This window comes from Bacillus sp. RCC_6_1, assembly GCF_041360755.1.
GTDB lineage: Bacteria > Bacillota > Bacilli > Bacillales > Bacillaceae_G > Bacillus_A > Bacillus_A cereus.
On the sequence record NZ_JBFUPV010000003.1, the window covers coordinates 366,016 to 391,769 of the forward strand.

Genomic DNA, 25,754 nt, shown 5'->3' on the forward strand with positions numbered 1-25,754 from the left:
TATTTTTATATAAAAATAAAAAAATCAGCTCCCCTAGTGGGAACTGATTTTTTCACTTTCTTATTCTTGTGAAGAAGAATCGTTAGATGATTCTGTAGAACCATTTGTTGATTTTTCTTCTTTCTTCGGTTCTTCTTTTTTGTCACTAGTTGAACCGCTTGTTGATTTCTCTTCTTTTTGAGACTTGTCTTCTGTTTTACTTTCAGGTTTCGTGCTCGTTGACTTCTCTTCTTTTTGAGATTTGTCATCAGCTTTTTTACCAGAAGCATTCGTAGCCTTTGCAGCACCTGCATCAGCTTTAATTTCTGTTACTGATTTATTTAAGTAACGTTCAGGGTTCACAGCCACATTGTCTTTACGTACTTCAAAGTGAACGTGAGAGCCTGCCTCTTTATTCATTGCACTTAGACCGGATGTTCCTAATACTTCACCTTGTGCAACTCTTGCACCTTTTTCTACTTTCACACTGCCTAAGCTTTGATAAGATACCGCTACACCATTTCCACTATCAACTGTTACAACATAACCAAGAAGTGAATCTTTTTCAGCTTTCGTTACTGTACCACTTAAAGCAGCAGCAACATTGAATTCTTTTCCATTCTTCGCAGCAATGTCAATTCCTTTGTTTGGGGAATATGTGTTGTTATAAAAGACAAGTGCTTTTTCTTGTTCCGCCTCAGTTGCTGCATCTTCATAGAATTTCTTCTGTACGACTACTTCCGCATTCGCGGCAGCTGGCATTTTCACTACTTCTGAAGATTTCGTTACTGGTACTGCTGGATCTTTCGATTGTGTATACGGTGTTGCTTGATCGTGGTTTGGAGTCTTCTTCGGATTAGCTCCTTGGAACCATAGCGCAACCATTAAGATTACCGCTGCACAAGCAATGTATAGTGCCGGAAACACCCATCTTTTTTGAAATAAATGTACTACCTTTTGCGACTTTTTATTATTTCTTCCTCGCATTCCATCATCACCTCAGCAATCATTTTGAACAATATTCACGTATCCTATACAACGTATAACTAATTACTTTTCGACAAAATCTGTAAAAATATGTATAAGAATTGTAAAATTTCCGAGGAAATGATAGAAAAAAGAAAAAACTGAGCACTTTTGGCTCAGTTTTTAGTCTAATTGTTTCTTTTTATATACGATTAAACATACAAAGAGCGATATAATAAGCCAAACTGCAACATTTAATACATGCCCACTAATACTACCAAATCCCGCCCCACCTACTAAACTGTTAAGTGCTTTCACAATATGAGATGTTGGAAGATATCCAATCATCGTCTTAATTACTTTATTTTCAACCATTGGCTCAAACTGTACAGCCAAATACATCGTCATTAATATCGGCATTCCAATTATTGATGTTTGTGGTACAGATGCAGCTAACAATCCAATCATTGTTCCAATCACAATAAATAAAATTGTTCCACATAAGAAAATAAATCCTAGCAATAATAGATTTCCACTGAATTGATCCAAAATAAATAAGTTCACAATACAAATGCCCAATGTCAAACATACTGTTAATATACTTTTTCCAATTAGAACTTCAACCGAAGATGCCGGTGATAGCATTAATACACGTAATGTATGTTTTTCTTTTTCTTCTGCAATTATCATAGATTGAACAAAGCCTGCGACAAATAGGAAGGCCGTTATAGTAGTAATGCCTAACATTTCCTTTCCCACTCCAAATCTGCTAAACAAAAATGAAAGTATAATTGGTAAAAATGCCATTAACAACACTTGTGAATTTGTCTTAAAATCTTGTACTTCTTTTCTAAAAATAGCTGATACACGTCTCATTGAAAATGTCATTATAATCCCCTCCCAGTAACTTCAATAAAAATATCTCCTAGCGTCGGCTCGTAAGAATGAATGGATAATAGTTCCCCTTTTTTCATCCATTCTGAAATGCGTTTTGCACCTAATTCATCTTTTTGTACCGTTTCTTTCTTCTTATCCTTTAACACGACTTGTATTTGATCTTTCGCGTATTGTAAGCGAAGGTTCTCCGGTGTATCAAGTGCTACAATCTCTCCGCCACACAGGAAGGCAATGCGGTTACAAAGCGTTTCTGCTTCATCCATGTTGTGAGTCGTTAAGAAAATCGTCGTTCCTTCTTCATTTAAGTCTTTTAAGATTTTATGAATGTTTTGTACGTTTACTGGATCAAGTGCAGATGTTGGTTCGTCTAAGAAGAGGATATCTGGTTTATGAAGGATTGCTCTCGCTAGTGTGACGCGTTGCTTCATTCCCTTTGATAATTTTTTTACTGTTGTTTTTTTATCATCTAATAGATTCACTTGTGCTAGTACTTCATCGATTCGTTCTTTTTTGCAATCGTATAAGTCACAAAATAATAATAAGTTATCATAAATGCTAAGTCTTTCATATAAGCCGCTGTTATCTGTTAAAATACCAATTCGTTTGTAATCGATGCTACTTGGTCCTGTAATATCTTTCCCTAATACTCTTACCGTTCCAACACTATGAAGCAATTGAGAAGTTAAAATTTTTACTGTTGTCGTCTTACCAGATCCACTCGGTCCAAGGAATCCGAATATCTCTCCTTGCTTCACCTCAATATTTACATTTCGAAGTGCCGTTTTTTCGTTGAAACTTTTCATTACATCTTTCATTTCAATTGCCAATGTCATTTCTTCATCCCCTTTGTTTTTCTTCTTTATAGATGAAAGTCGCTTTAGCGCTTTTCGTTCGTTTGTTTCGCTTTTCTTGACTCAATCATATGAAAAACAAAGGATAGGCGCATTAAAATACCGGTAAAAGGAGTATTTTTACCGGTGAATGAATCGCATGTTGAGCTTATTGGAGCACTTTTATAGTCCAATAACACCTTTTAATTCATCCATTCGTCCTTTTGAAAGCGGGATTGAACTTTTTCTTTCGTCGTCTAAAATTAAGCTAAAACTGTTACGAGTCCAAGTAATCACTTCTCGCACTCTTTGTAAATTCACAAGGTACGAGCGATGACATCTAAAGAAACCAAAACCTGTTAACCTTGCTTCTAGTTCACCTAATGTTAAAGCGCATACGAAATCTCCTTCACGAACGTGAATATGTGTTACTCCGTTTTGTGTTTCAATGAAATGGATTTCCATCGGATCAAGTAAAATGATTTTATCGTTCACTTTCGCAGGTATTCTTTCTAACTTCATTTGAGGAATTATTTGAACGACCTTCTCTTCATCGACTTCTTCTGCTTCCTCTTGTTCAATTTCTACTTTTTTCACACCGTCATTGTTTAGTATGTATACATCTTCCGTTAACGAAAGGGCATCCGATAGGAAAGATGACGTAATAAAAATTGCTTTTCCTTGCTCTTTCATTTTCATAATCGCTTTTCGAATAATAATCGTACTCTCTGTATCTACATTTTGCTCTGGCTCTTCCAAAACGACTAAATCCGGATTATGAATCATCACTCGCCCAATATGAAGACGACGTTTCTCTGAAAATGATAGTTTTTCTATTTTAACGTTTAACTTATCTAAGAGACCAACATATTGTACAACTTCTTCCTTACTCATATTTGATTCATAAAGTCCCATTAAAAACTTAAAGTATTCCTTCACCTTCAAACGATCATATGCTTCATCCTTCAAAAAACAAAAGCCTATGCGGGAATAATTTTTCTTTCCAATTGCTTCCCCTTCAAACAGTACGTTGCCAGTTGAAGCTTCTTCTTCACCAATAATAATGCGGTGTAACACTTTAGCTGTATGATTATTGCATTGCAAAACAATACATTGTCCTTTTTCAACCTTTAGCTCAATTTCCGGTAACTGGTTCGCCTTCCCTAACTGTTTCAACTCTAGTAACGCCATTTCATTTCCCCCAAATGCCTTTTTATCCTATTATATCAAACAATTAATGGAAAATTATGATATTTTAAACAGAAAAAATAGGTGCCAGAGTTCTGACACCTATTTCTTCACCATCAGTTTTCCTTCATAATCATTCATCGTCTTTATTTCAACGCCTTTATAGTAATGAGCGACGATATCTGTATATTTCTTTCCTTCCGCTGCCATGCCGTTCGCCCCGTATTGACTCATACCAACGCCGTGACCGAACCCTTTCGTCGTAACGATGATTTTATCTCCTTGTTGTTTCCACGTGAAATCAGAAGAACGTAAATCTAACTTTTCACGAACTTCTTTTCCTGTTAATGTTTTTCCTTGAAAAGCTACATCCTTTACGCGCTTTCCTTCCGTAAGGTCTTTAATATTTCCAACCTTCCCGTCTGCTAGCACTTTCACACCGAGACGTTTTTGAAAATCAGCTACTGTAAATGTTTGCTCGCTCGTAAACTTTGGAGAGGCTTGATCCCACGGACTATCTACACTTTTCAAGTACGGATAATCATTTCCCCAATAGTCAGCTGCATTTTCTGTTCGGCCATTACTCGTTGAAAAGAAGGATGCTGAAATTGGTTTTCCATCATACGTTAAAACTTGTCCTGCTGTTTTCGAAACGGCTTCTTCAATTTTCTTCAAATTATTTTCGTAGTTATTACCCCATTGCTTCTTCAATTCATCTTTGCTTTTGTACACTTGATCTTTCACCGTATCTGTCACGTCCGCATTATTTTTCTTTCCTCCGCTTAGCATACGTTGTACTACAAATGTTCTCGCTGCTAATGCCTGTGCCTTTAGTGCCTCTATTTCAAAACTGGCATTCATCTCAGAAGCTACTACACCTGCCACATACTCCTCCACTGGTAATGTTTCTACCTTCTTCTGTTTTTCGCGATATACAGCAACTTGAACAGCTGTATCTACTTTTCCTGGAGCTGGTATACTTTCTATCGCTGGAGGAGTTTTAGAGGCCGTTTCTTCCCCTACTTTTGCTTTCGCAAATGGAATAACAAGGGCTGCAGGTACAATGATAACGAGCGCTATTAAGAGCGCTACTGTAATAAAAAGTGGCTTTGAAAATTTCATCCTATTTTCCCCCAATATAAAAGCTTTACTCCATTCATTCTTATGGAACAACTCTTTCTTTTAGAACATACTTAAGGGGAAGAGTATAAAACGGAAATTTTCTAAATATTTTTACTGGTACGTGCATAAGTATAGAATTTATTGACTATAACAGTAATAACCCAAAAAAATAGCCCCTATGTCAAAAGACATAGAGACTATTTCAATTAAGCGTGAAGATCAGAAACTTCTTGTTCTTTCACTTCTTCTACTTTTTCGTTTACACGTTCAATAGTTGCACCTAATGCAGCTAATTTCTTATGGAAGTTTACATAGCCACGGTCAAGATGTTTTAACTCAGTTACACGAGTATAACCTTCTGATACTAAACCAGCTAAGATTAATGCAGCTGCAGCACGTAAGTCAGTTGCTGCTACTTCAGCACCTTGTAAGCTGTTTGGACCGTTCATAATAACAGAACGACCTTCAATTTTAATATCAGCATTCATACGACGGAATTCTTCAACGTGCATAAAGCGGTTTTCGAATACCGTTTCTGTAATCATGCTTGTTCCATCAGCTTGTAGTAATAATGCCATCATTTGTGATTGCATGTCTGTTGGGAAACCTGGGTGAGGCATAGTTTTAATGTCAACCGCTTTTAACTTATCTGGGCCGATAACACGTACACCTTCGTTTTCCTCAATAATTTTAACACCCATTTCTTCCATTTTCGCTGTAATTGAGCGTAAATGTTCAGGTACAGCATTTTCAATTAAGATGTCTCCACCAGTAATTGCTGCTGCAACCATGAATGTTCCCGCTTCAATACGGTCAGGAATAATAGAGTGGTTTGCACCATATAATTTATCAACGCCTTCGATACGAATCGTTCCAGTTCCAGCTCCGCGTACTTTCGCTCCCATCGCATTTAAGAAGTTAGCTAAGTCAACGATTTCTGGTTCTTTCGCTGCGTTTTCAAGAATTGTTGTCCCTTTTGCTAATGTAGCTGCAGACATAATGTTTTCTGTCGCGCCTACGCTTGGGAAGTCTAAGTAGATTTTAGCTCCTTTTAGTTCTCCCTCAACATATGCCTCAACAAAACCGTTACCAACCTGTACTTTCGCTCCCATTGCTTCGAAGCCTTTTAAATGTTGGTCAATTGGACGTGAACCAATTGCACATCCACCAGGAAGTGCAATACGAGCACGACCGTTACGTGCTAATAATGGTCCCATTACTTGAACAGATGCACGCATTTTACGTACATATTCAAATGGTGCTTCAATGTTTAGTTCTTTAGAAGAATCGATTGTTACTTGATTATTTTCAAATACGACTTCAGCATTTAAATGACGTAATACCTCATTAATTGTGTATACATCAGACAAAACTGGTACTTCAGATAGTACATTCTTTCCATCACTCGCTAATAGGGCTGCAGCGATTATAGGTAATACAGCATTTTTTGCGCCCTCAACACGCACTGTGCCGTTTAACCGCTTTCCGCCACGGACGATGATCTTTTCCAAATTATTCCCCTCCGTGTCCTTTTTTCAGTATCTATTCACTCAATACTCAGAAGTTATGATCGGTGTGCCAACCACAATTGTATCTTTGTTGTCTGTAGAACGTATTGCTATTTGCACATTTATTTTCTCTCTATTTGTTGAAAGAGCGTCATCCCACTTTTTATTGTATGCGGAGACTGACACAAATGCTCTTTCTTCTACTTGTTCGATCGCTCTTGCTGAAAGATCTTTCAAAACCTGATTGGTTTTATTTTGCAAAACACCTTCAATCTTATCATTCAGTACACCTTGAACACAAGTGTAAATTATAGGTTTTTCACTAAAAATTTTATTCATGTTTTGAACATACTTCGGGTCCCATTTCGCCCCACTTACTTCAAAGATAATGAAAGTGTTTTCTTTAGTATTTTCTTTACTCCAAGTTACTACTACTCGTTCTTCATAAGAAGAAAGCTTTTTATAGGATGTAGCTTTATATCCATCTGGAGATTGCTCTACTTCCCACTTTTGAATATTTGCCTTTTCCTTCACATCGTTTAACAACTTTTGAAACGTATGTATGTTAGAAATTGTTTTTGTTTCTCTCGCTAACCATGACCATTTTTCTACTTTAGCATCATTTTTCTCCAAAGCCTTGATCATGCTCTCCATTTTCTGTTCATCGCTTATCGGTTTCATCTCTCTATATCCAACCAAAAATAAAACAACACTAAGTGCAACAATAAGAATGGCTTTAAGCTTCAATTTCATCCCCTCCTATCCCCATTGTTAACGGAGATTTGAGGTTCTATACACTTACTTTACTAAATACGTTAAACTCTTCGAATAGCCTAAATAATCAAGGAAAAAGTTACTTACAGATGTCCCAATTGCAATTGTAATTAAGATGAGTAATACTCGCGTCTGCAGCACTTTTCCGGACTTCATTAAACGCTCAATGTGAATGCCTTGTAAGGCCCACCACGTAATGGTAATAAACAATAAATGCGAAACAATGGCAATCAGTGCTTGTTGCCCTAAAAGTTGTGCCAAAAAATCGACCCCTTTTTACTCAGCTACTACTTATGAAAGAATATAAAAACGATACCATAATAAGTAGGAGCTACACTTTTTCAAATGCACATAGACATCTTACATTTTACATCGTGATTTTCTTTCCAAAAACGTATATCTACATTACAAGTTAACACAAAATAAAAAGCGCAGAGTACTGACTCCACACCTTTTATTTTCACTATTGTACCACGTTCCCTAAGAAGAAGAAATCTTTCATTAATGGAAAATATTCATAAAAGAAATTGTACCCAATCATCGGCATAATCCCTAGTATTACAATCGAAATTGCACAAAGACTCATAACAACCTTTATATTTAACGGTAACCGTATTCTCTCTTCTGTCTCTCCTGTGCGGAAAAACATTTGTTGTAAAATACGGAAATAATATACGAATGAAACAACCGTCGTACCCATCATAATCGAAGCTAGTACGTAATGTGCTGGCTCTACATGAAGTGCGCCTAAAAAGATATTAATCTTTCCAATGAAGCCAGCCGTTCCTGGTATCCCAGCCAGCGATAAAATAAAGATTGTCATCATAATCGCTGCAAATGGTGACCTTTTATATAAACCTGTGAAAATCGTTATATTTTCCTCATCATTTTGTAAGATTAAGCCGTGTATGATAGCAAATGCACCTATATTCATAAGCATGTATGCCAGCATATAAAACCACATGCTATCCATCGTAAATGGTGATAATGCCACAAGTGGAACGAGTAAATACCCTGCATGAGCAATGCCCGAATAAGCAAATAAACGCTTTATATTGTATTGTTTTAACGCGACTACATTCCCAACAATCATCGTAATACTTGCTAGCACCGCAATATATATACTCATATGCCCATATAAAGATTGCATATCTCCTTGTATTAATACACTTGCAAAAACCATAAGGAACAAACGAATAATGAGTAGGAAACCAGCAATTTTAGAAATCGTTCCAAGAAAAGCAGTAACTGGTGTAGCCGCTCCTTCATATACATCAGGTGCCCACATATGAAACGGCACTGTGGCAATTTTAAATGAGAGACCGACTAGCAATAAAAGAAATGCGAGAGCTAACAATAACTGAATACCACTAGCAAGTTCCCCAGTGAGTACCTTTTGCATATCTACAATGTTAGTTGAACCTGTAATACCATATAAATAACTCATTCCGAAGAGCGTAATCGCCGTTCCAATTCCTCCGCTAATGACATATTTCATTGCCGCTTCATTTGATGCACGGCTCTTTTTTCGTATTCCTACTAAAATATAAGAAGAAAGTGAAAGTAACTCCAAACCAACGAAAAGGGTAATGAAATCAACACTAGAAGCCATGAACATCGCACCAAGAAGTGCCATTAAAAATAAGTAATAATATTCACCCTTATCTTCAATTGGATTCTTCTTATCATCGCTCATTGCGGTGCATAAAATGAGAGCTGAGGCACCTAATAGCAACGTTTTAAACCCTTTTGAAAATCCATCTAACACAAACGATCCATTTAAAATATCTCCTGCTGGTTCGCTATATAGAGTAATTAATGACACGATTGCTAATACGATGGCAGCAATCGCACCAAGAGCTACATATCTATGGTTCAGCTTAAAAAACAAATCACATATGGAAAGAAGGATGGCGGCGCCGAGAATAATAAATTCTGGCACCATTAGATGCCACGATAAGCTAAGTAACGTATTCATATCCATCCTACTTCACCCCCAATGTTTTCAATGTATTTTGAAGCGGATCCCCTAGTATTTCTGGCATAACTCCAATTGCAATAATACAAAAGATAAGTAGTAAAACAGGGACATACTCCCATCCGTGTATATCAGTTTTTGCTTCCCACTCTTTCTTTCCAAATGTCACTTGAAGTGTCGCCCTTAATACATATACAGCGGTTAAAATGATGCCAATCACACCGACTGCAGCAATGACGGGCTCTCCTTGAAATAAACCGAGAAAGGCAAGAAATTCACTAACAAACCCAGACATCCCTGGTAATCCAAGCGATGCCATTCCTCCTGCTAAAAAGAATCCGCTAAGTATCGGTACACTTTTCGCAAGTCCGCCTAGCACCGTAATATCCGAAGTTCCAAACCGTTGTTCTATAACACCCAGTAGGAAGAAGAGCAAGGCTGCAATTAAACCATGTGATACAACTTGGAATAGCGCTCCTTGTGTACCAGGTGCATTAAGTGACGCAAGTCCCATTAACACAATTCCCATATGCGAAATACTAGAGTAAGCCAGTACTTTCCTAAAGTCCGTTTGGATGAGCGCTAAAAAGGCACCGTATAGTAGATTAATTACGCCTAATATCGCAATTAGTGTTGCAACATCGTGAAAATATTCCGGGAATAGCCCTTTCCCGAAGCGAATAATACCGTACGCTCCAATCTTCAGCAAAACACCCGCATGAAGCATAACTACAGCTGGATGCGCTTCTATGTGTACATTGACCATCCAGCGGTGCAACGGAAAAACAGGTAGTTTAATTGCAAAAGCAATCATTATGGCAATAAATACACTAAGCTGCAAACTACTTGGGATGACGAGTGCTCCCTCTGCACTTACGCTTCTTAATATCTCTTTCAGCTCCACAATATTTGTTGTACCTGTTTTCGCGAACAAAATTGAGAAAACAATGAGCAAAATAGCTGAGCCAATACCGTTATATATTAAATAACTATACGCAGCCTTTTCACTCGACAATTTTCCCCACTTTCCAATTAATAAGAACATTGGTGGCAACGTAATTTCAAAGAAGATAAAAAACAACATTAAGTTTTGAGCAGCAAAGACGCCGAGCATTCCTATTTCTAGCATAAGTAACAGCATATAAAATGCTTTTAAATTTCTTTTAATAGAAAAGGCTGCAATTGCTGCAAGCGTTGCTAGAAGAGCCGTCAGTACCATCATGACAAGCGACAAACCATCAATACCAAGCTCGTAATAAATAGAAAACCACCTTTTATCCACCGCTGTAAAATCGCCGAACTTAATCCATTTCACCTTTTCATCAAATAGTGACAAATTCTTTCCAGAAGCATATGTACAAGCGAGGACGATAGCAATTCCAAATGGAAGTGCCGTCCCAAATAAGCCAAGCGCCCGCACTGTACGCAATTCCTTTTTCGGTGTTAATACAAGCAATAAAATTCCTAAAAGCGGGGAAAAAATGAAGAACGTTAACAACAAATCATTCATCGTAAATCCCCTCCCGTATAGAGCAAAATAATGACGAGTACAGCGAGCGAAACCGCCGTTACAGTACCGTACACTTGTACATTCCCGTTTTGAAGTTTCGATCCAAGATTACTTGTGCCTTTAACTACACTTCCAATTAAAACTGCAATTCCTTCGACTACATACACTTCAAATAAGCGAAGCACATGAGCGATTCCTTTCGTAATAGGGATCACCGTCATGTTGTATAGTTCATCCACATAATATTTTTCTTTCAAAAGATTATAAAGAGATGTTTCCGTACCCCCAGCCCAATCTCTAGAAATTGATTTCTTGCCATATATGAAATATGCAAGAGCGATTCCCGCAAATGAAACGAGTGTCGCAACAATCATAATCCAAACTGGTCCATGCGCTTCTTCAACCTTAAACCCTACATCTTTCGTCAACCAATCTCCGAGAAACGTCCCAAACCACGGTGTATTTATATATCCTGCCACTACCGCAAGAACGCCGAGAACAATCATTGGATACGTCATAACGCGAGGCGATTCATGCACTTCTTCCTTCGTCTTCGTTTCTCCAGTAAAGACAAGAAAGTATAGGCGGAACATATAAAATGCTGTTAAAAACGCCGCAATTACCGCTAAAGTAAATAAAACGTAATTGCCATTCATCCACGTCGCCGCTAAAATTTCATCTTTGCTGAAAAAACCGGAAAGCAGCGGAACACCGCTAATGGCAAGGGTACCTATTAAAAATAGCGTACCAGTTACTTTCATCTTCTTCTGTAAACCACCCATTTTATTAATGTTTTGCGTATGCACAGCATGAATTACACTTCCTGCTGCCAAAAATAGTAGTGCTTTAAAAAAAGCGTGTGTCGTTAAATGGAATATACCAGCTACATAACCGGCAGAACCTAACGCGAGCATCATGTACCCGAGCTGGCTAACTGTAGAATAAGCAAGCACCCTCTTTATATCTGTTTGCACAAGACCGATAGAGGCCGCAAAGATTGCAGTGAAAGCTCCAACGATTGCCACTGTCTGCATCGCCACTGTACTTGCTGAAAACAGAGGAAACATCGTCGCTACTAAATATACGCCAGCTGCGACCATCGTCGCCGCGTGAATAAGTGCCGAAACGGGCGTTGGCCCCTCCATTGCATCTGGCAACCACGTATGAAGCGGGAACTGACCTGATTTTCCCATCGCCCCGATAAAAATTAATATCGCTGTTATTGTAATCATGTAAGGAGGTAGATCCCCTGTATAAATCGCCCTAAATATTGCGTCATATTCAAAACTACCTGCGTACCAAAAAATTAAAATCATCCCGATAAATAAACCAACATCCCCAATACGGGTCATAATAAAAGCCTTTTTTGCAGCAGCCTTCGCTTCTTCTTTAAAGAAATAAAAACCGATAAGTAAAAATGAACCAAGGCCAACTAATTCCCAAAATATATAAAGCTGTAATAAATTCGTTGATATAACAAGCCCTAACATCGCAAATGTAAAGAGTCCTAAATATGCGTAAAAGGTTGGTAATCGTTCATCACCTTTCATATAACCTTTCGAATACACATGTACAAGTAGACTCACAAGCGTCACGATAAATAACATTAAAGCTCCTAATGCAGTCACTTCAAAGCCGAATGATATATCCACATCTCCAGCTCTAAGCCACACCCACTTATGCTTCACGCTTGCTTCTGAAAACCTTTCTATTAACACAAGTACCGCAAGTATAAAGGAGAGAAAGACGAAAAAAATACTAAGTACGCTGCTTCCTTCTCTAATTTTCTTCCCGAATATAATAAGTAACAAAAACGAAACGAGTGGGAAAAGCGGTATGAGCCATGCATAATCGATCATTGTTTCCTTCCCCCTTTTTCGGTCACAATGCTATCCTTTAAGCGTATCCATTTCATCCACCTGAACTGTTGTACGATTACGATATAAAGCAATTAAAATAGCGAGTCCTACCGCCGCTTCCGCTGCCGCTACAGCCATCGTAAACAGTGAGAAAATTTGACCTGTTAAATTCGGAAATAAGCCTAATTTACTAAACGCCACTAAGTTTAAATTGGCAGCATTCAGCATTAATTCGATACAAACTAATACGATTACTGTATTCCGCTTTGTTAAAGCTCCAAATAGACCGATGCAAAACAAAATAATCGCAAGTGTTAAATATGCAGAAGCTGGAACGCTACTCATTGGAATCCTCCTCTTTCTCATCCTTTTTCGCAAGTACAATCGCGCCAACGAGTGCTACAAGTAAAATAACTGAAGTTAGTTCAAATGGGATAATATATTTTGAATAGAGAAGTGTACCGATTTGAAGTGTGTTGTTTTCATGGAGAGGTAAACTTCCTTGTGTGCTTTCATTTGCAAAATCAACATTATTAACAGCGAAATACATAACCGCTCCAAATGCTACAACTGCAAAGAAGATAATCCATTTTCGAAGAGTAAGACGCGATTCATTTTCCGCGTTATGTTTCGTTAACATAATGCCGAAAATCATAATAATTGTGATTGCACCAGAGTAAAGTAAAATTTGTGCAACGCCTATAAATTCAGCTGATAAAAGAAAATACAAACCTGCAATGCTGAGAAATGTCAGAACGAGAGCTAGCATCATGTGCATAACTTTCGTTAAGTTCAACATAAGAACACCGCCGATAATTGCAGACAAGGATAGTATAAAGAATGCTACAAACTCGCCATTCATGCCTTGTTCTCCTTCCTGACGTTTTCGTCGTTTTCGTCAAGCCACTGCAAATTTTTAAATAAGTCATCACGTGAATATTCCGCGAGTTCAAAGTTATTTGTCATGACAATTGCCTCTGTCGGACAAACTTCTGTACATAAATCACAAAGAATACAAATTTCAAAATTAATATCATACGTGTCGATAATTTTTCCTTTTTTCGTAGGATCCGGATGTTTCTTTCCTGTTAACTGAATACAGTCTGTCGGACAAATGTTAGAGCACTGATTACAAACAATACATTTCTCCGGATAAAATTTTTGAATTCCACGAAAACGGTCTGGCAACGACAACGGTTGATTTGGATAATCATACGTTACCTTCTTCTTGCTCAAATTACTTAATGTATATTTTAATCCTTTAAATAGTCCTTTCATCTCTTACTGGCACCCCCCTCATAGATTAGAAGAATAACTCCTTAATCAATGCCGTTAAGAAAATATTTGCAAGTGCAATCGGCAATAATACTTTCCAACCAAACTCCATTAACTGGTCACCTCTTATACGCGGGAACGTAACGCGGAACCAAATTAATAGAAAGACTACACTGCTAAATTTCAAAGCAAACCATACGGCACCTGGGATAAATCCAAGAAACATGACTGGATTCCATCCGCCTAAAAAGAGCACTGTAATTAACGATGCCATCCCGAAGAAATATACGTACTCTGAAAGCATGAAAAACGCCCAGCGAAAACCTGAGTATTCCGTATGATATCCAGAAACAAGTTCTGACTCCGCTTCTGGCAAATCGAATGGCGTTCTATTTAACTCTGCAACTGCTGCGATTAAGAAAACGACGAAGCCAATTGGCTGTACGAAAATGTACCAAACCTTCTCCTGCGCCGCTACAATCTCATTTAAATTCAGACTACCAGCTAGCAAAACGATACCAATTACACTCATTACGAGCGGAATCTCATAAGAAATCATTTGCGCCGCCGCACGCATTCCTCCTAAAAGGGAATATTTATTATTCGATGCCCATCCCCCAGTTACAACACCTATCGTCGTAATACCGGAAACAGCAATATAATAAAGTAGCCCAACTCCAATATCTGCAAATTGAAATTTATCAGTGAACGGGATAACTGCAAGCACCATAAATGCTGGTGCAAATGCAATGACAGGTGCTAATATAAACAGCGGTTTATCTGCTGCTTTCGGAATACTATCTTCTTTCAATAATAGTTTTAAAACATCAGCTACCGTTTGCAGTAAACCAAATCGGCCTCCAACCTGGTTTGGGCCAATCCGCCCTTGCATAAACCCCATCACTTTCCGTTCTGCCAAGATTCCATATGTAACGAAGCCAAGGACTGCAAATAGTAGAAGTACCGCTAATCCGAAAAAAATGAAGAAATTCGTCCAGCTTGAAGGTGATTGTAAGAGCGTCTCAATCATTAGCCATCAACCTCCCCAAGTACAATATCAACTCCACCTAAAATCGTAATTAAATTAGCGATGTTTTCACCTTTCAATAACTTTGGTAAAATTTGCAAGTTATAAAAAGATGGCCTACGAAACTTCAAACGGTACGGCTCTTTCTTTCCGTCACTAGCGATATAACACCCAATCTCTCCGCGCGGCGATTCGATACGTACAAATGCTTCTCCCTTAGGTGCCTTAATAATTTTTGGTACTTTTGCCAGCACAGCTCCATCTTTCGGGAACTGCTGAACCGCTTGCTCAACAATCTTTAAAGACTCCTCGATTTCTTGCATTCGGCAAACGTAGCGATCCCAAGCATCTCCCACGCTTCCAACAGGAATATCAAAATCAAAACGATCATAAATCGAATACGGCTCATCTTTGCGAAGATCCCAGTTTACTCCAGTGCACCGCAAATTTGCTCCGCTTAAAGAATACGAAATCGCTTCTTCCGCGCTATATATACCAACGCCTTTCACACGATTTAAGAAAATCTCATTACCGCTAACAAGATCATGATAACCTGCCAGTTGCTCTCTCATATACGGAACAAACTCTTCCACCTTTTCAATCCAACCATCTGGCGCATCCCACTTCACACCACCAACTCTCATATAGTTAAAAGTAAGCCGTGCCCCGCATAATTCATTTAATAAATTTATAATCATCTCTCGTTCACGAAACGCGTACAAAAACGGGCTAACCGCTCCTATATCAAGAAGATTCGTCCCCCACCAAACGAGATGGCTGGCAATTCTTCCTAGCTCCATCGCAAGTACTCGCAAGTATTCGGCACGCTCTGGAATTTCAAGCCCCATCATCGTCTCTACAGCATGGCAAATGACGTAATTATTCGTCATAGCTGATAAATAGTCCATTCGATCTGTATAAGGGATAATTTGCGTATACTGTAAGCTCTCAGCGATCTTTTCCGTCCCGCGATGTAAATACCCAATAACAGGTGTAGCTTCTTTAATAATTTCCCCGTCAATCTTAATTACGAGCCTGAACACACCATGTGTACTCGGATGCTGAGGTCCTACATTCAAAAGCATCTCTTCCGTGCGGATCATAGCTACACCTCCACATCATACGGTTCATAGTCTTTTCTAAGCGGATATCCTACCCAATCCTCTGGCATTAAAATACGTGTTAAATTCGGATGCCCTTTAAATATAATGCCGAGCAAATCGTATGCTTCTCGCTCCGGCCAGTCAGCCCCTTTCCAAAGCGCTGTCACAGATTCGACTTGCGGCGTTTCCCGGTCTAGCTTTACCTTCACCGCTACCGATTGTTTCTTACTATATGAAAACAAATGAACATACACTTCCATATGTGTCACAAAATCCGTCGCATGTAGCTCTGACATATAATCAAAAGCAAGTCCCTCATGGAATCGCAGTGACTCCATCACTTCATAATATTTTTCGGGATCCACCACAAGAGTTGGCACATCCTTTGACAGTTTATTAATGTAGGAATCTACTAATGCACCCTCTCCTAACTTCTCCCTAATAGCCTCAACATACTGATTTAAATACGGCTGATTTACGGACAGTTCTTCCTGCTTCGGCTCATCCTCTTTCTTACCTTCAGCCCCCTTTGTCTTCGCTCTTGCAGCCGCTGCTGCTTTCGCTTTTGCCGCTGCAATTGCCTTTGCCTTTTCATCTCCCGAATCCCCATCACCTTGCGAGGCTTTCTGCTTCGCCAATGCTGCCGCTTTTGCCTTGGCAGCTGCCACCGCCTTCGCCTTGGCTTTCGCTTTTTCTTCTTCCGTTACTTCTTCTGTCCCTTCTCTTTTCTGCTTCGCTAACGCCGCCGCTTTTGCCTTGGCTTTCGCTTTTTCTTCTTCCGTTACTTCTTCTATTCCTTCTCTTTTCTGCTTCGCTAACGCCGCCACTTTTGCTTTTGCAGCCGCTGCTGCCTTCGCCTTGGCTTTCGCTTTTTCTTCTTCCGTTACTTCTTCTATTCCTTCTCTTTTCTGCTTCGCTAACGCCGCCGCTTTTGCTTTTGCAGCCGCTGCTGCCTTCGCCTTGGCTTTCGCTTTTTCTTCTTCCGTCACTTCTTCGGTTCCTTCTCTTTTCTGCTTCGCTAACGCTGCCGCTTTTGCTTTTGCAGCCGCTGCTGCACGTCGTTTTGCTTCTTCTATAGTAATATCATCGTTTTTTGGTAGCGCTTTCTCTTTTTCATGATCTTCTTCCTCAAGCTCACTTATTTCCGCCTCGTGTTTCGCTACAAGGCGTTTTCTCGCTTCTTCTTTTGCACGCCTAGCTGCTTCTTTTTTCAGCTCCTCTAAATCTTTATTTGGATTGCTCATTTATTCGTCACCTGCTTCCCGGTCTTTGCTTCGTAACGAATTTTTTCTTTTAATTTATTAATTCCATAAATTAAAGCAGCTGGATTTGGGGGACAACCAGGAATATACACATCAACTGGTACAATTTGGTCTACACCTTTCACAACAGCATATGAATTTACATACGGACCACCTGCTGTCGCACAAGATCCCATCGCAATAACCCATTTCGGTTCGGGCATTTGATCATATAAGCGCCGAACAATAGGGGCCATCTTCTTCGTTACCGTTCCCGATACAATCATGACGTCCGATTGCCTTGGTGAAGTCCGAAAAAATGACCCAAATCGATCTAAATCATAATGTGATGAACCTACTCCCATCATTTCAATTGCACAGCACGCCAGTCCGAATGTCATCGGCCATAAAGAATTGCTCCTCGCCCATCCTTTCAACTGTTCCAATGTAGAAAAAAAGATATTTCGTTCTAATTCTGCTCGCTCATTTGGATGTAATTCCTCAAAATTTATAACCATTGTAACACCTTCTTTTTCCAAGCATACGCTAATCCAACTAGCAACATTACAACAAAGATGAGCATTTCAATTAATGCAAATAAACCTAGCTTGTCATACGCAACAGCCCAAGGATATAAAAATAAAGTTTCTACATCAAAGATCACAAACAATAAAGCGAAAATATAATAACGAGCATGAAACCGAATATTTGCATCATGAAAAGGCTCAATTCCACTCTCATACGTCGTCGCCTTTGCTGCACTTGGTTTATTTGGGCGCAGCATCCTTCCTAATGTAAGAGCCACTACCGGCAGCAATATACCTAATAGCAAGAAAATCAAAACGATCATATAACTATTTTCATATACACTTGCCATTGTGAAACCCTCCCCCCTAAATTAAGAACAAGTTCACATAGTAAACAATATGTCCTAGTTGCAGTAATTATTATTTTTAAATTTTTCTAAATAATGCAACTATTCTAATCATTATAGCAAACTTCAAATTCCTATGTCGATATGTTGGGAGGCAGAAACAAGAATTATTAAAATCTACCTTTACAACTTACTATAATTGTGCAAAATAAATATAAAACTTATATATGCTTTTCAAGAAACCGTAGGTGATATAAATGAAAAAACAAACACATGTAAGTATTCTTATAAGCATTGTATTGCTGTCTATAACGCTTCACTATGTAGCGATGCCTTTTCTATATGAATACTCATTTTCTTTTCAGCTATTAATCGGAACGAGTACCCTATTAATTGATATTATCGCTTGTAGTTATATACTTTATTTTTCAAACATGAAAGAAGGGCTATCTCGTTTATTTTGGATCATATTATCTGTTGGAGCTCTCTCTTATTTTATCGGTGATATAGTCGTTGCCTATCAGCGTTTAATTGTAAAGGACTTCTATACGTTCGTTGATCCATCTGACTTTTTTTACTTACTTTTTTTAGTTAGCTTTACGTTTGCCTTTCTATACGAAATCATTTATAACCGAGATTTATTAGAAAAACTTTTTATGCTATGTGATATTTGTATTATCGTTACAGCCCAATTTACTTTAAGTTACTACTTACTTATTGAACGAACTATTCATATCTTTACAACATCCTATATCGACATATTTGTTCAACTTACCTATCCAATGGCTGATTTACTCTTTCTCTTAATAGGAATCAACCTTTTATTCAAACCACTATCCTTATTACCTAAAAAGGTCGGTGCACTTCTTGGCAGTGCTTTAATTTTATATGCTACTACAGATGCGATTTATGCGTATATAAAATACTTCATACCAGAGTATTCTATGTTTACAGTTACTCCTTTCTATCAAGTAACCTTAGTACTAGTAGCAATCGCCTGTATTCTCCATACAAAAAAGCCTGAAAAACAAGAACAAGTACTACTAACACCTAAAATTGGTGAATCAATCCGATTATCATTACCGTATATTTCGGTAGTAATGCTTATTGTTTTCATATTAGTTGAATACGTTTTTGCGCCTATTATAGTAATCGGACTTATAATAACTTTCTCTTTCGTGCTCATACGTCATAGTTTAGTTCGAAAACAAAATAAAATCTTATTGCTAGCTCAAATGCAATTCAACTCAGAACTCGAGAAACAAATTAAACTACGTACAGAAGATTTAGTAGAACAGAAAAATGAACTCTATCATAATCAACAAATGTTTAAATCTTTATACGAGCATCATCCAGATCCAATCTTCACATTAGATTTGTACGGTAATTTTCTCAAAGTAAATAACGCTGGTACTACTTTACTCGGTTATCAAACGAATGAATTATTAAACCAGCCTTACTATTCACTCATATACGAAGAAGATTTAGAAGAAATGATTAACGCCTTTCATCGCGTGAAAAAGGGGTATTCTATCTCTTTAGAAATACGGGCGTACCATAAAAACAGAGATACTTACTACTTGCACGTTACCGCCGTACCGATCTTTTTAAAGGAGAAAATTTCTGGGGTTTATTTAATGATTAAAGATATTACGGAAAGCAAACAACAACAAGAACAAATTAATTTCCTAGCATACCATGATACTTTAACAGAGCTTGCAAATCGACGTGCATTTCATCAACATTTAGAACAGGCAATTGCACGAGCAAAAATATCGAAAAAGCCTTTTGCTGTTATGTTTCTCGACCTAGACCGTTTTAAAGTTATTAATGATACCCTCGGTCATCGAGTAGGAGACCTATTGCTCATCGCAGTAGCAAAAAGGCTCGAAAGAATAGCAACATCAAATATGAAACTCGCGCGGCTAGCTGGGGATGAGTTCACAATCCTTATCGAGAATTACAAAAAAAAGCCAGATGTCCAAAAAATAGCTGATAGGATTGTAGCGGCCATGAATGAGCCATTTGAAATCGAAAATCAACATTTACAAATCTCACCGAGCATCGGAATTGCAATATATCCTGAAGCAGGTGAAGATGCGCTATCCATTTTGCAGCATGCTGATATGGCCATGTACGAAGCAAAGAATAAAGGAAAAAACGGTAGCTCTCTTTACACGAAAGAACTATATAAAAAAATGGAACGAAAAGCTCGAATTGAAAAAGATTTGCCAATCGCTTTAGTAAACAAAGAATTTTATCTCGTTTATCAACCACAAATTGATACGACAACAAATAAAATTATCGGTGCTGAAGCTTTAATACGTTGGAAACACCCACTATTAGGTGACATTTCACCATGTGAGTTTATTCCAATTGTAGAAGAGACGCCACAAGTAGTCCCACTTGGACATTGGGTATTACAAGAAGCTTGTCTCCAATTAAAAATATGGCATACCTTTGGCTACCAAAATTTAAAAATAAGTGTTAATTTATCCGCAAAAGAATTCCGGCAAGATCAATTAATCGAAAACATTTCACAAATATTAAACGACGTGCAAGTCGATCCAAAATATGTAACACTTGAGTTAACAGAAAGAATTGCAATGATTGACGAGAAAGAAACGTTATTGAGACTGAAGCAATTAAAAGAATACGGTATCCAAACTTCCATTGATGACTTCGGTACTGGGTATTCTTCTCTTGCTTATTTATCAATTTTTCCAATCGACACATTAAAAGTACCGAGAGAATTTACACAATTAGCTGATCATCGTCCTGAAGAACGAGCCATCGTTTCTACAATACTTTCCCTCGCAAATACTTTAAATCTTTCAGTCGTTGCCGAAGGAATTGAAACCGAAAAACAGCTTAAGTTTCTGCAAAAACATAACTGTAAATATATGCAAGGTTACTATTTCAGTAAACCACTTACTAGTAATCAGTTTATAAAATTTCTACAAAAAACCCCCAGTATGAACAAATAATTCATACTGGGGATTTTATAATGCTAAATATTTTTCTCATAATATTCTTCTGCGATCTCTTCGTAAAAAGCTGCAGATGTCGTATAGAAATATGGAATTAACCACAGGAATCCAATTCCTAATGTAATACAACTTAATATAAACCAGCCAATAAAACTTAAACATAAAATGAAATACTCCATCTTATGTCCATCCATCATACGACGACTTTCTGTAATAGCTTGGTTCAGTGAATACTCAGGATGATCGTTTATAATAAAGTATGTCATCGCATAAGAAAATGATTTAATAATACCTGGAATAATGAACAATAACGTCCATAAGAAAAGATAAAGATTTACTAATAAATATAATAAAAATGATTTTAGAAATCTCTTTCCCTCTGAAAACCAAATGAATATATTACCAATACTAGCTTGCTTTTCACGAAGGATATTTAAACCAAGGTAATATCCACCTAAAGTTAACGGTCCAGTAACAAAAAATGTAAGAATATTCGTTGAAAGTGAACCATTTGTTTTTTGCCAACCGAAAATTAAAGAAAATCCCCAATCAACACTAAAACTAAAAGCCGTGATAAGAATTGAAATGAGTAGTGTAGCTCCAACAGCTAATCCCCATTTCCCTTCTAATGAATCTAGTGCTTCTCCTTTTAAATCACTAATCATGCGTAGCCTCGCCTCCTATACACAATAATTCTATTAGTATAGCATGTTCCTATTGAAATTCACCTTTTGAAATATAGCGATAAAAGTGTGCTGTCGTCGTACTCATATACGGACTAAACCAAAGAAATCCTATTCCAAAAGTAAGAAGCGCTAAAATAGCCCATCCTATGAAGCTCAGCCATAAAAGAAACAAATCTAACTTATGACCCTTCATAAGATTCTTACTTTCCTTCATCGCCTGCGAAACACTATATTCTGGATTTTCAATCATCACATAGTACGTCAGTGCATAAGAAAAATACATCACAATCATACCAACAATTGAAATTGCTAATAGTACGAAGAAAGCTATTGCAAATGACGTATTCCCTTCTTCACCTAACAATGCAAATAAGCCTATTAACAGCATCGGAATCCATGTACCTGTATATAACAAAATCGCAAGCATTGCCCACATTGTTTTCATCATTCTTTTAAAGCCACGAAATCCTTCAAATAAGTAATCTACTTTAGCATCTTCTCGTTTACTAATCTGTAAAAATACATTTGTATAACCATATGACGTGATCCCATACGATGCGTTACTCAAAATTATTATAATGCAATAAAAAATTCCAAAGGTAATACCTGCTCCAATTGACATCGTTTCCTCTTCAAATGATCCCGTTAAGCTTGCAACTGAGAGAAATATAATAATTCCTGGAATTAATAGTATAAGCATTGCAGCCATCGAAACGACATAACTTAAAATAAAATATAAAATTGTTGATCCAACACCTAGTCCCCATTTTCCCTTTAAAGAGTACAATGCTTCTCGCTTCATTTCACCAATCATTGATTCATCCCCTTTATGAAATATAAATTGTTGTACACTTCTACTTATACAAGCATCAATATAATTATACCAGTTTTGTAAAATTATCCATAAAATACACAAAAAAAATCCGTAAAGGCAAAGCCCTTACGGATTTTTTCACTTCATATCGGAAACGTTTAAACGGTTCACGGCACGTTGTAATGCCATTTCTGCACGTTTAAAGTCAACATGTGCTTGTTTATCTTGCAGACGTTGCTCAGCGCGACGCTTCGCTTCATTTGCGCGATGGATATCGATATGGTTTGCTTCTTCAGCAGATGATGATAATACAGTCACTTTATCTGGACGAACTTCGATAAAGCCACCGCTTACTGCTACATAATCAGTGTGTCCACCATTTTTCAGACGAACTGCACTAATTTTTAATGGTGCAACAGTTGGAATGTGACCTGGTAAGATCCCCATTTCCCCACTCTCTGCTTTTACACTTACCATTTCTACTTCTTTTTCGTAAACCGGTCCATCAGGAGTTACAATACTGACTGGAAATGTCTTCATACTTCGTCCCTCCTAAGGCCTTACGCCATCATTTTCTTCGCGTTTTCAATAACTTCTTCAATGCCACCTACTAAGCGGAATGCATCTTCTGGAAGGTCATCATATTTTCCTTCTAGAATTTCTTTGAAACCACTAACTGTATTCTTTACAGGTACGTAAGAACCTTTTTGACCTGTAAACTGCTCAGCTACGTGGAAGTTTTGAGATAAGAAGAATTGAATACGACGAGCACGATGTACAACTAACTTATCTTCTTCAGATAACTCATCCATACCTAAGATAGCGATGATATCTTGAAGCTCTTTATAACGTTGTAAAGTTTGCTGTACTTGACGAGCTACTTCATAATGTTCTTCTCCTACGATTTCTGGAGAAAGTGCACGAGATGTAGATGCTAATGGATCTACGGCTGGGTAAATACCCATTTGCGTTAAACGACGCTCTAAGTTTGTTGTTGCATCTAAGTGAGCGAACGTTGTAGCTGGTGCTGGGTCAGTATAGTCATCGGCTGGTACATATACCGCTTGGATAGACGTGATAGACCCTTTATTTGTAGATGTAATACGCTCTTGTAATTGACCCATTTCTGTTGCAAGTGTTGGTTGGTAACCTACCGCAGATGGCATACGACCAAGAAGGGCAGATACTTCAGAACCCGCTTGCGTGAAACGGAAGATGTTATCGATGAACAGAAGTACGTCTTGTCCTTGCTCATCACGGAAATGCTCAGCCATTGTTAAACCTGTTAATGCAACACGTTGACGTGCTCCAGGTGGCTCGTTCATTTGTCCGAATACCATCGCAGTTTTCTTGATTACGCCAGAATCGCTCATTTCGTGGTATAAGTCATTACCCTCACGAGTACGCTCACCTACACCAGCGAATACAGAGATACCACCGTGCTCTTGTGCGATGTTGTTAATTAATTCCTGAATTAATACTGTTTTACCTACGCCGGCACCACCGAATAGGCCGATCTTACCACCCTTAATGTAAGGAGCAAGTAAGTCTACTACTTTAATACCAGTTTCAAGAATTTCTACTTTAGTAGATAATTCTTCGAATGCAGGTGCTTGACGGTGAATTGGATCACGATGTACATCTGCAGGAACCTCACCATCTAAGTCAATTGCATCACCTAATACGTTAAATACGCGACCAAGTGTTACATCACCAACTGGTACAGAGATTGGTTTACCAGTATCTTCTACTTCTGTGCCACGAACAAGTCCATCTGTGGAAGACATCGCAACTGTACGAACTGTATCATCACCTAAATGAAGTGCAACTTCAAATGTTAAGTTAATACTTCCGTTTTCGTTGCTTTGTTTTACCGTAAGGGCGTTGTAGATTTCTGGTAGCTTTCCGCCATCAAACTTAACGTCTACAACCGGACCCATGATTTGCGTAACGCGCCCTTTATTCATCGGGTTCCCTCCTAGCTTTCTTTTAATTAGCCAACTTTCTACGAGCAGCTAGCTTTTAATTTTTTATTGGTTTATAGCTTACGCGACTCTTTTGACAGAGCCGCTTCCGCTTTTTATTGAATCTAGCTCCAGCGGTTAGAATGTTCGGTGGCTTCGCTTTTTCCTACGAGGCACAAATCGCCTCTACGTCAAAAGCTCCATCCCCCTCTCATTCTGAACGAACCGCTTCCGCCTTTTAATACTATTCTAACGCTGCTGCTCCACCAACGATTTCCGTAATTTCTTGCGTAATCGCTGCCTGACGCGCACGGTTGAATGAAAGTGTAAGTGAATCGATAACTTCCATTGCGTTGTCTGTAGCACTCTTCATTGCTGTCATACGCGCTGCGTGTTCACTTGCTTTACCGTCTAGTAATGCACCGTACACTAAGCTTTCTGCGTATTGTGGCAATAGTACTTTTAAAATTTCTTCTTCAGAAGGTTCGAATTCATAAGCTGTCGTCGGTTTGTCAGACGCCACATCAGTAAGCGGTAAAATTTTATTTTCCGTTACCTCTTGTGAAATTTTACTTACGTAATGGTTGTAGTAGATGTACAGCTCATCATAAGCACCATCTGCGAACATCGCAATTGCTCGAGAAGCAAGGTCTTTAATATCAGTAAATGATGGGTGGTCAGATAATCCAACTACTTCATCAATAATGTTAAAGCCGCGACGTTTTAAATAATCACGTCCTAGTCGTCCAAGCACAATAATAGAATATTGGTTTGAATCCATATTATGACGTTCACGAATTACGTTACTTACTGTACGTAATACGTTACTGTTATAACCACCTGCTAGTCCGCGATCAGACGTAATAACGATGTATCCTGTACGCTTTACAGGACGCGCATTTAGCATTGGATGATTAATCCCTTTGCTTCCTTGCGCAATGCTCGCTACTACTTCTTGAATCTTTTCCATATACGGAACGAAAGATTTAGCATTTTGCTCTGCACGGTTTAACTTAGATGCAGATACCATCTCCATCGCTTTCGTAATTTGACTCGTTTTCTTTGTCGAGTTAATCTTCGCTTTTATATCGCGTAAAGATGCCACAGGTTTTCACCACCTTTTTTCCGGAAGTTGGCACGATTAGTAAGAATCCTCTTCCTAATCTACG

General features: G+C 38.2%; 25 protein-coding genes. 1 reads left to right on the forward strand and 24 read right to left on the reverse strand.

Annotation, left to right across the window (positions count from 1 at the left end):
* Window positions 1-60 precede the first annotated feature (60 nt).
* The 19 genes from spoIIQ to nuoA form a co-directional block, all read right to left on the reverse strand.
* Window positions 61-966, reverse strand: a complete 906-nt coding sequence (gene spoIIQ, locus AB6801_RS13925) for a stage II sporulation protein SpoIIQ (protein ID WP_098341130.1) — start codon at window positions 964-966, stop codon at window positions 61-63.
* Window positions 967-1,128: 162 nt separating this feature from the next.
* Window positions 1,129-1,833, reverse strand: a complete 705-nt coding sequence (locus AB6801_RS13930; RefSeq protein WP_098341129.1) for an ABC transporter permease — start codon at window positions 1,831-1,833, stop codon at window positions 1,129-1,131.
* Entirely contained in the window at window positions 1,833-2,675 is an 843-nt protein-coding gene (locus AB6801_RS13935) for an ABC transporter ATP-binding protein (protein ID WP_098341128.1), read from the reverse strand. The genes AB6801_RS13930 and AB6801_RS13935 overlap by 1 nt, the downstream gene beginning before the upstream one ends.
* 180 nt (window positions 2,676-2,855) lie before the next feature.
* The gene (locus AB6801_RS13940; protein ID WP_098341127.1) at window positions 2,856-3,863 is read right to left on the reverse strand and encodes a LytTR family transcriptional regulator DNA-binding domain-containing protein; all 1,008 of its coding nucleotides are present in this window, start codon (window positions 3,861-3,863) and stop codon (window positions 2,856-2,858) included.
* 99 nt (window positions 3,864-3,962) lie between these two features.
* Window positions 3,963-4,982 carry a stage II sporulation protein D gene (spoIID, locus tag AB6801_RS13945; protein WP_098341126.1) on the reverse strand — a complete coding sequence of 340 codons (1,020 nt, stop codon included), beginning with the start codon at window positions 4,980-4,982 and terminating at the stop codon, window positions 3,963-3,965.
* A 206-nt stretch (window positions 4,983-5,188) separates the two neighbouring features.
* Window positions 5,189-6,493 (reverse strand): UDP-N-acetylglucosamine 1-carboxyvinyltransferase, encoded by a 1,305-nt coding sequence (murA, locus tag AB6801_RS13950; protein WP_000411274.1) that lies wholly within the window; start codon window positions 6,491-6,493, stop codon window positions 5,189-5,191.
* Window positions 6,494-6,532: 39 nt separating this feature from the next.
* On the reverse strand, window positions 6,533-7,237 hold the full coding sequence (locus tag AB6801_RS13955; protein ID WP_000767916.1) for a YwmB family TATA-box binding protein: 705 nt from the start codon (window positions 7,235-7,237) through the stop codon (window positions 6,533-6,535).
* A 51-nt stretch (window positions 7,238-7,288) separates the two neighbouring features.
* Window positions 7,289-7,525, reverse strand: coding sequence for a DUF1146 family protein (locus AB6801_RS13960; RefSeq protein WP_000057889.1), 237 nt, complete (start codon window positions 7,523-7,525; stop codon window positions 7,289-7,291).
* Between the two features lie 202 nt (window positions 7,526-7,727).
* The gene (gene nuoN, locus AB6801_RS13965) at window positions 7,728-9,242 is read right to left on the reverse strand and encodes an NADH-quinone oxidoreductase subunit NuoN (RefSeq protein WP_033668383.1); all 1,515 of its coding nucleotides are present in this window, start codon (window positions 9,240-9,242) and stop codon (window positions 7,728-7,730) included.
* A gap of 7 nt (window positions 9,243-9,249) precedes the next feature.
* Window positions 9,250-10,752: an NADH-quinone oxidoreductase subunit M gene (locus AB6801_RS13970; RefSeq protein WP_030029470.1), complete on the reverse strand. Its 1,503-nt coding sequence runs from the start codon at window positions 10,750-10,752 to the stop codon at window positions 9,250-9,252.
* Window positions 10,749-12,611 carry an NADH-quinone oxidoreductase subunit L gene (gene nuoL, locus AB6801_RS13975; RefSeq protein WP_000568224.1) on the reverse strand — a complete coding sequence of 621 codons (1,863 nt, stop codon included), beginning with the start codon at window positions 12,609-12,611 and terminating at the stop codon, window positions 10,749-10,751. The genes AB6801_RS13970 and nuoL overlap by 4 nt, the downstream gene beginning before the upstream one ends.
* 30 nt (window positions 12,612-12,641) lie before the next feature.
* Window positions 12,642-12,956 carry an NADH-quinone oxidoreductase subunit NuoK gene (gene nuoK / locus AB6801_RS13980; protein ID WP_000100079.1) on the reverse strand — a complete coding sequence of 105 codons (315 nt, stop codon included), beginning with the start codon at window positions 12,954-12,956 and terminating at the stop codon, window positions 12,642-12,644.
* Complete coding sequence (locus AB6801_RS13985) at window positions 12,949-13,473, reverse strand: NADH-quinone oxidoreductase subunit J (RefSeq protein WP_001012814.1); 525 nt, start codon at window positions 13,471-13,473, stop codon at window positions 12,949-12,951. Before AB6801_RS13985 ends, nuoK begins: the two co-directional genes overlap by 8 nt.
* Window positions 13,470-13,889 (reverse strand): NADH-quinone oxidoreductase subunit NuoI, encoded by a 420-nt coding sequence (gene nuoI, locus AB6801_RS13990; RefSeq protein WP_087948343.1) that lies wholly within the window; start codon window positions 13,887-13,889, stop codon window positions 13,470-13,472. The genes AB6801_RS13985 and nuoI overlap by 4 nt, the downstream gene beginning before the upstream one ends.
* A 25-nt stretch (window positions 13,890-13,914) precedes the next feature.
* Window positions 13,915-14,916 carry an NADH-quinone oxidoreductase subunit NuoH gene (nuoH, locus tag AB6801_RS13995; RefSeq protein ID WP_000573426.1) on the reverse strand — a complete coding sequence of 334 codons (1,002 nt, stop codon included), beginning with the start codon at window positions 14,914-14,916 and terminating at the stop codon, window positions 13,915-13,917.
* Window positions 14,916-16,016 carry an NADH-quinone oxidoreductase subunit NuoD gene (gene nuoD / locus AB6801_RS14000; RefSeq protein ID WP_000621434.1) on the reverse strand — a complete coding sequence of 367 codons (1,101 nt, stop codon included), beginning with the start codon at window positions 16,014-16,016 and terminating at the stop codon, window positions 14,916-14,918. Before nuoD ends, nuoH begins: the two co-directional genes overlap by 1 nt.
* Before the next feature lie 2 nt (window positions 16,017-16,018).
* The gene (locus AB6801_RS14005; protein ID WP_098341125.1) at window positions 16,019-17,260 is read right to left on the reverse strand and encodes an NADH-quinone oxidoreductase subunit C; all 1,242 of its coding nucleotides are present in this window, start codon (window positions 17,258-17,260) and stop codon (window positions 16,019-16,021) included.
* Window positions 17,257-17,775 (reverse strand): NADH-quinone oxidoreductase subunit NuoB, encoded by a 519-nt coding sequence (gene nuoB, locus AB6801_RS14010; protein WP_000236331.1) that lies wholly within the window; start codon window positions 17,773-17,775, stop codon window positions 17,257-17,259. Before nuoB ends, AB6801_RS14005 begins: the two co-directional genes overlap by 4 nt.
* Window positions 17,766-18,134 (reverse strand): NADH-quinone oxidoreductase subunit NuoA, encoded by a 369-nt coding sequence (gene nuoA / locus AB6801_RS14015; RefSeq protein WP_000179273.1) that lies wholly within the window; start codon window positions 18,132-18,134, stop codon window positions 17,766-17,768. The genes nuoB and nuoA overlap by 10 nt, the downstream gene beginning before the upstream one ends.
* A 254-nt stretch (window positions 18,135-18,388) precedes the next feature.
* Between nuoA and AB6801_RS14020 the strand changes: the two genes are divergently transcribed.
* On the forward strand, window positions 18,389-21,118 hold the full coding sequence (locus AB6801_RS14020) for an EAL domain-containing protein (protein WP_000745005.1): 2,730 nt from the start codon (window positions 18,389-18,391) through the stop codon (window positions 21,116-21,118).
* Between the two features lie 23 nt (window positions 21,119-21,141).
* Here the strand turns inward: AB6801_RS14020 and AB6801_RS14025 are convergent, their stop codons facing one another.
* The 5 genes from AB6801_RS14025 to atpG form a co-directional block, all read right to left on the reverse strand.
* Window positions 21,142-21,786 carry a DUF975 family protein gene (locus AB6801_RS14025; RefSeq protein ID WP_000622463.1) on the reverse strand — a complete coding sequence of 215 codons (645 nt, stop codon included), beginning with the start codon at window positions 21,784-21,786 and terminating at the stop codon, window positions 21,142-21,144.
* A gap of 49 nt (window positions 21,787-21,835) precedes the next feature.
* Entirely contained in the window at window positions 21,836-22,621 is a 786-nt protein-coding gene (locus AB6801_RS14030; RefSeq protein WP_000578829.1) for a DUF975 family protein, read from the reverse strand.
* 138 nt (window positions 22,622-22,759) lie between these two features.
* The gene (atpC, locus tag AB6801_RS14035; RefSeq protein ID WP_000847211.1) at window positions 22,760-23,161 is read right to left on the reverse strand and encodes a F0F1 ATP synthase subunit epsilon; all 402 of its coding nucleotides are present in this window, start codon (window positions 23,159-23,161) and stop codon (window positions 22,760-22,762) included.
* Window positions 23,162-23,181: 20 nt separating this feature from the next.
* Complete coding sequence (gene atpD / locus AB6801_RS14040) at window positions 23,182-24,588, reverse strand: F0F1 ATP synthase subunit beta (RefSeq protein ID WP_001032593.1); 1,407 nt, start codon at window positions 24,586-24,588, stop codon at window positions 23,182-23,184.
* 241 nt (window positions 24,589-24,829) lie between these two features.
* The gene (atpG, locus tag AB6801_RS14045) at window positions 24,830-25,690 is read right to left on the reverse strand and encodes a F0F1 ATP synthase subunit gamma (RefSeq protein ID WP_000157696.1); all 861 of its coding nucleotides are present in this window, start codon (window positions 25,688-25,690) and stop codon (window positions 24,830-24,832) included.
* Between the last annotated feature and the right edge of the window lie 64 nt (window positions 25,691-25,754).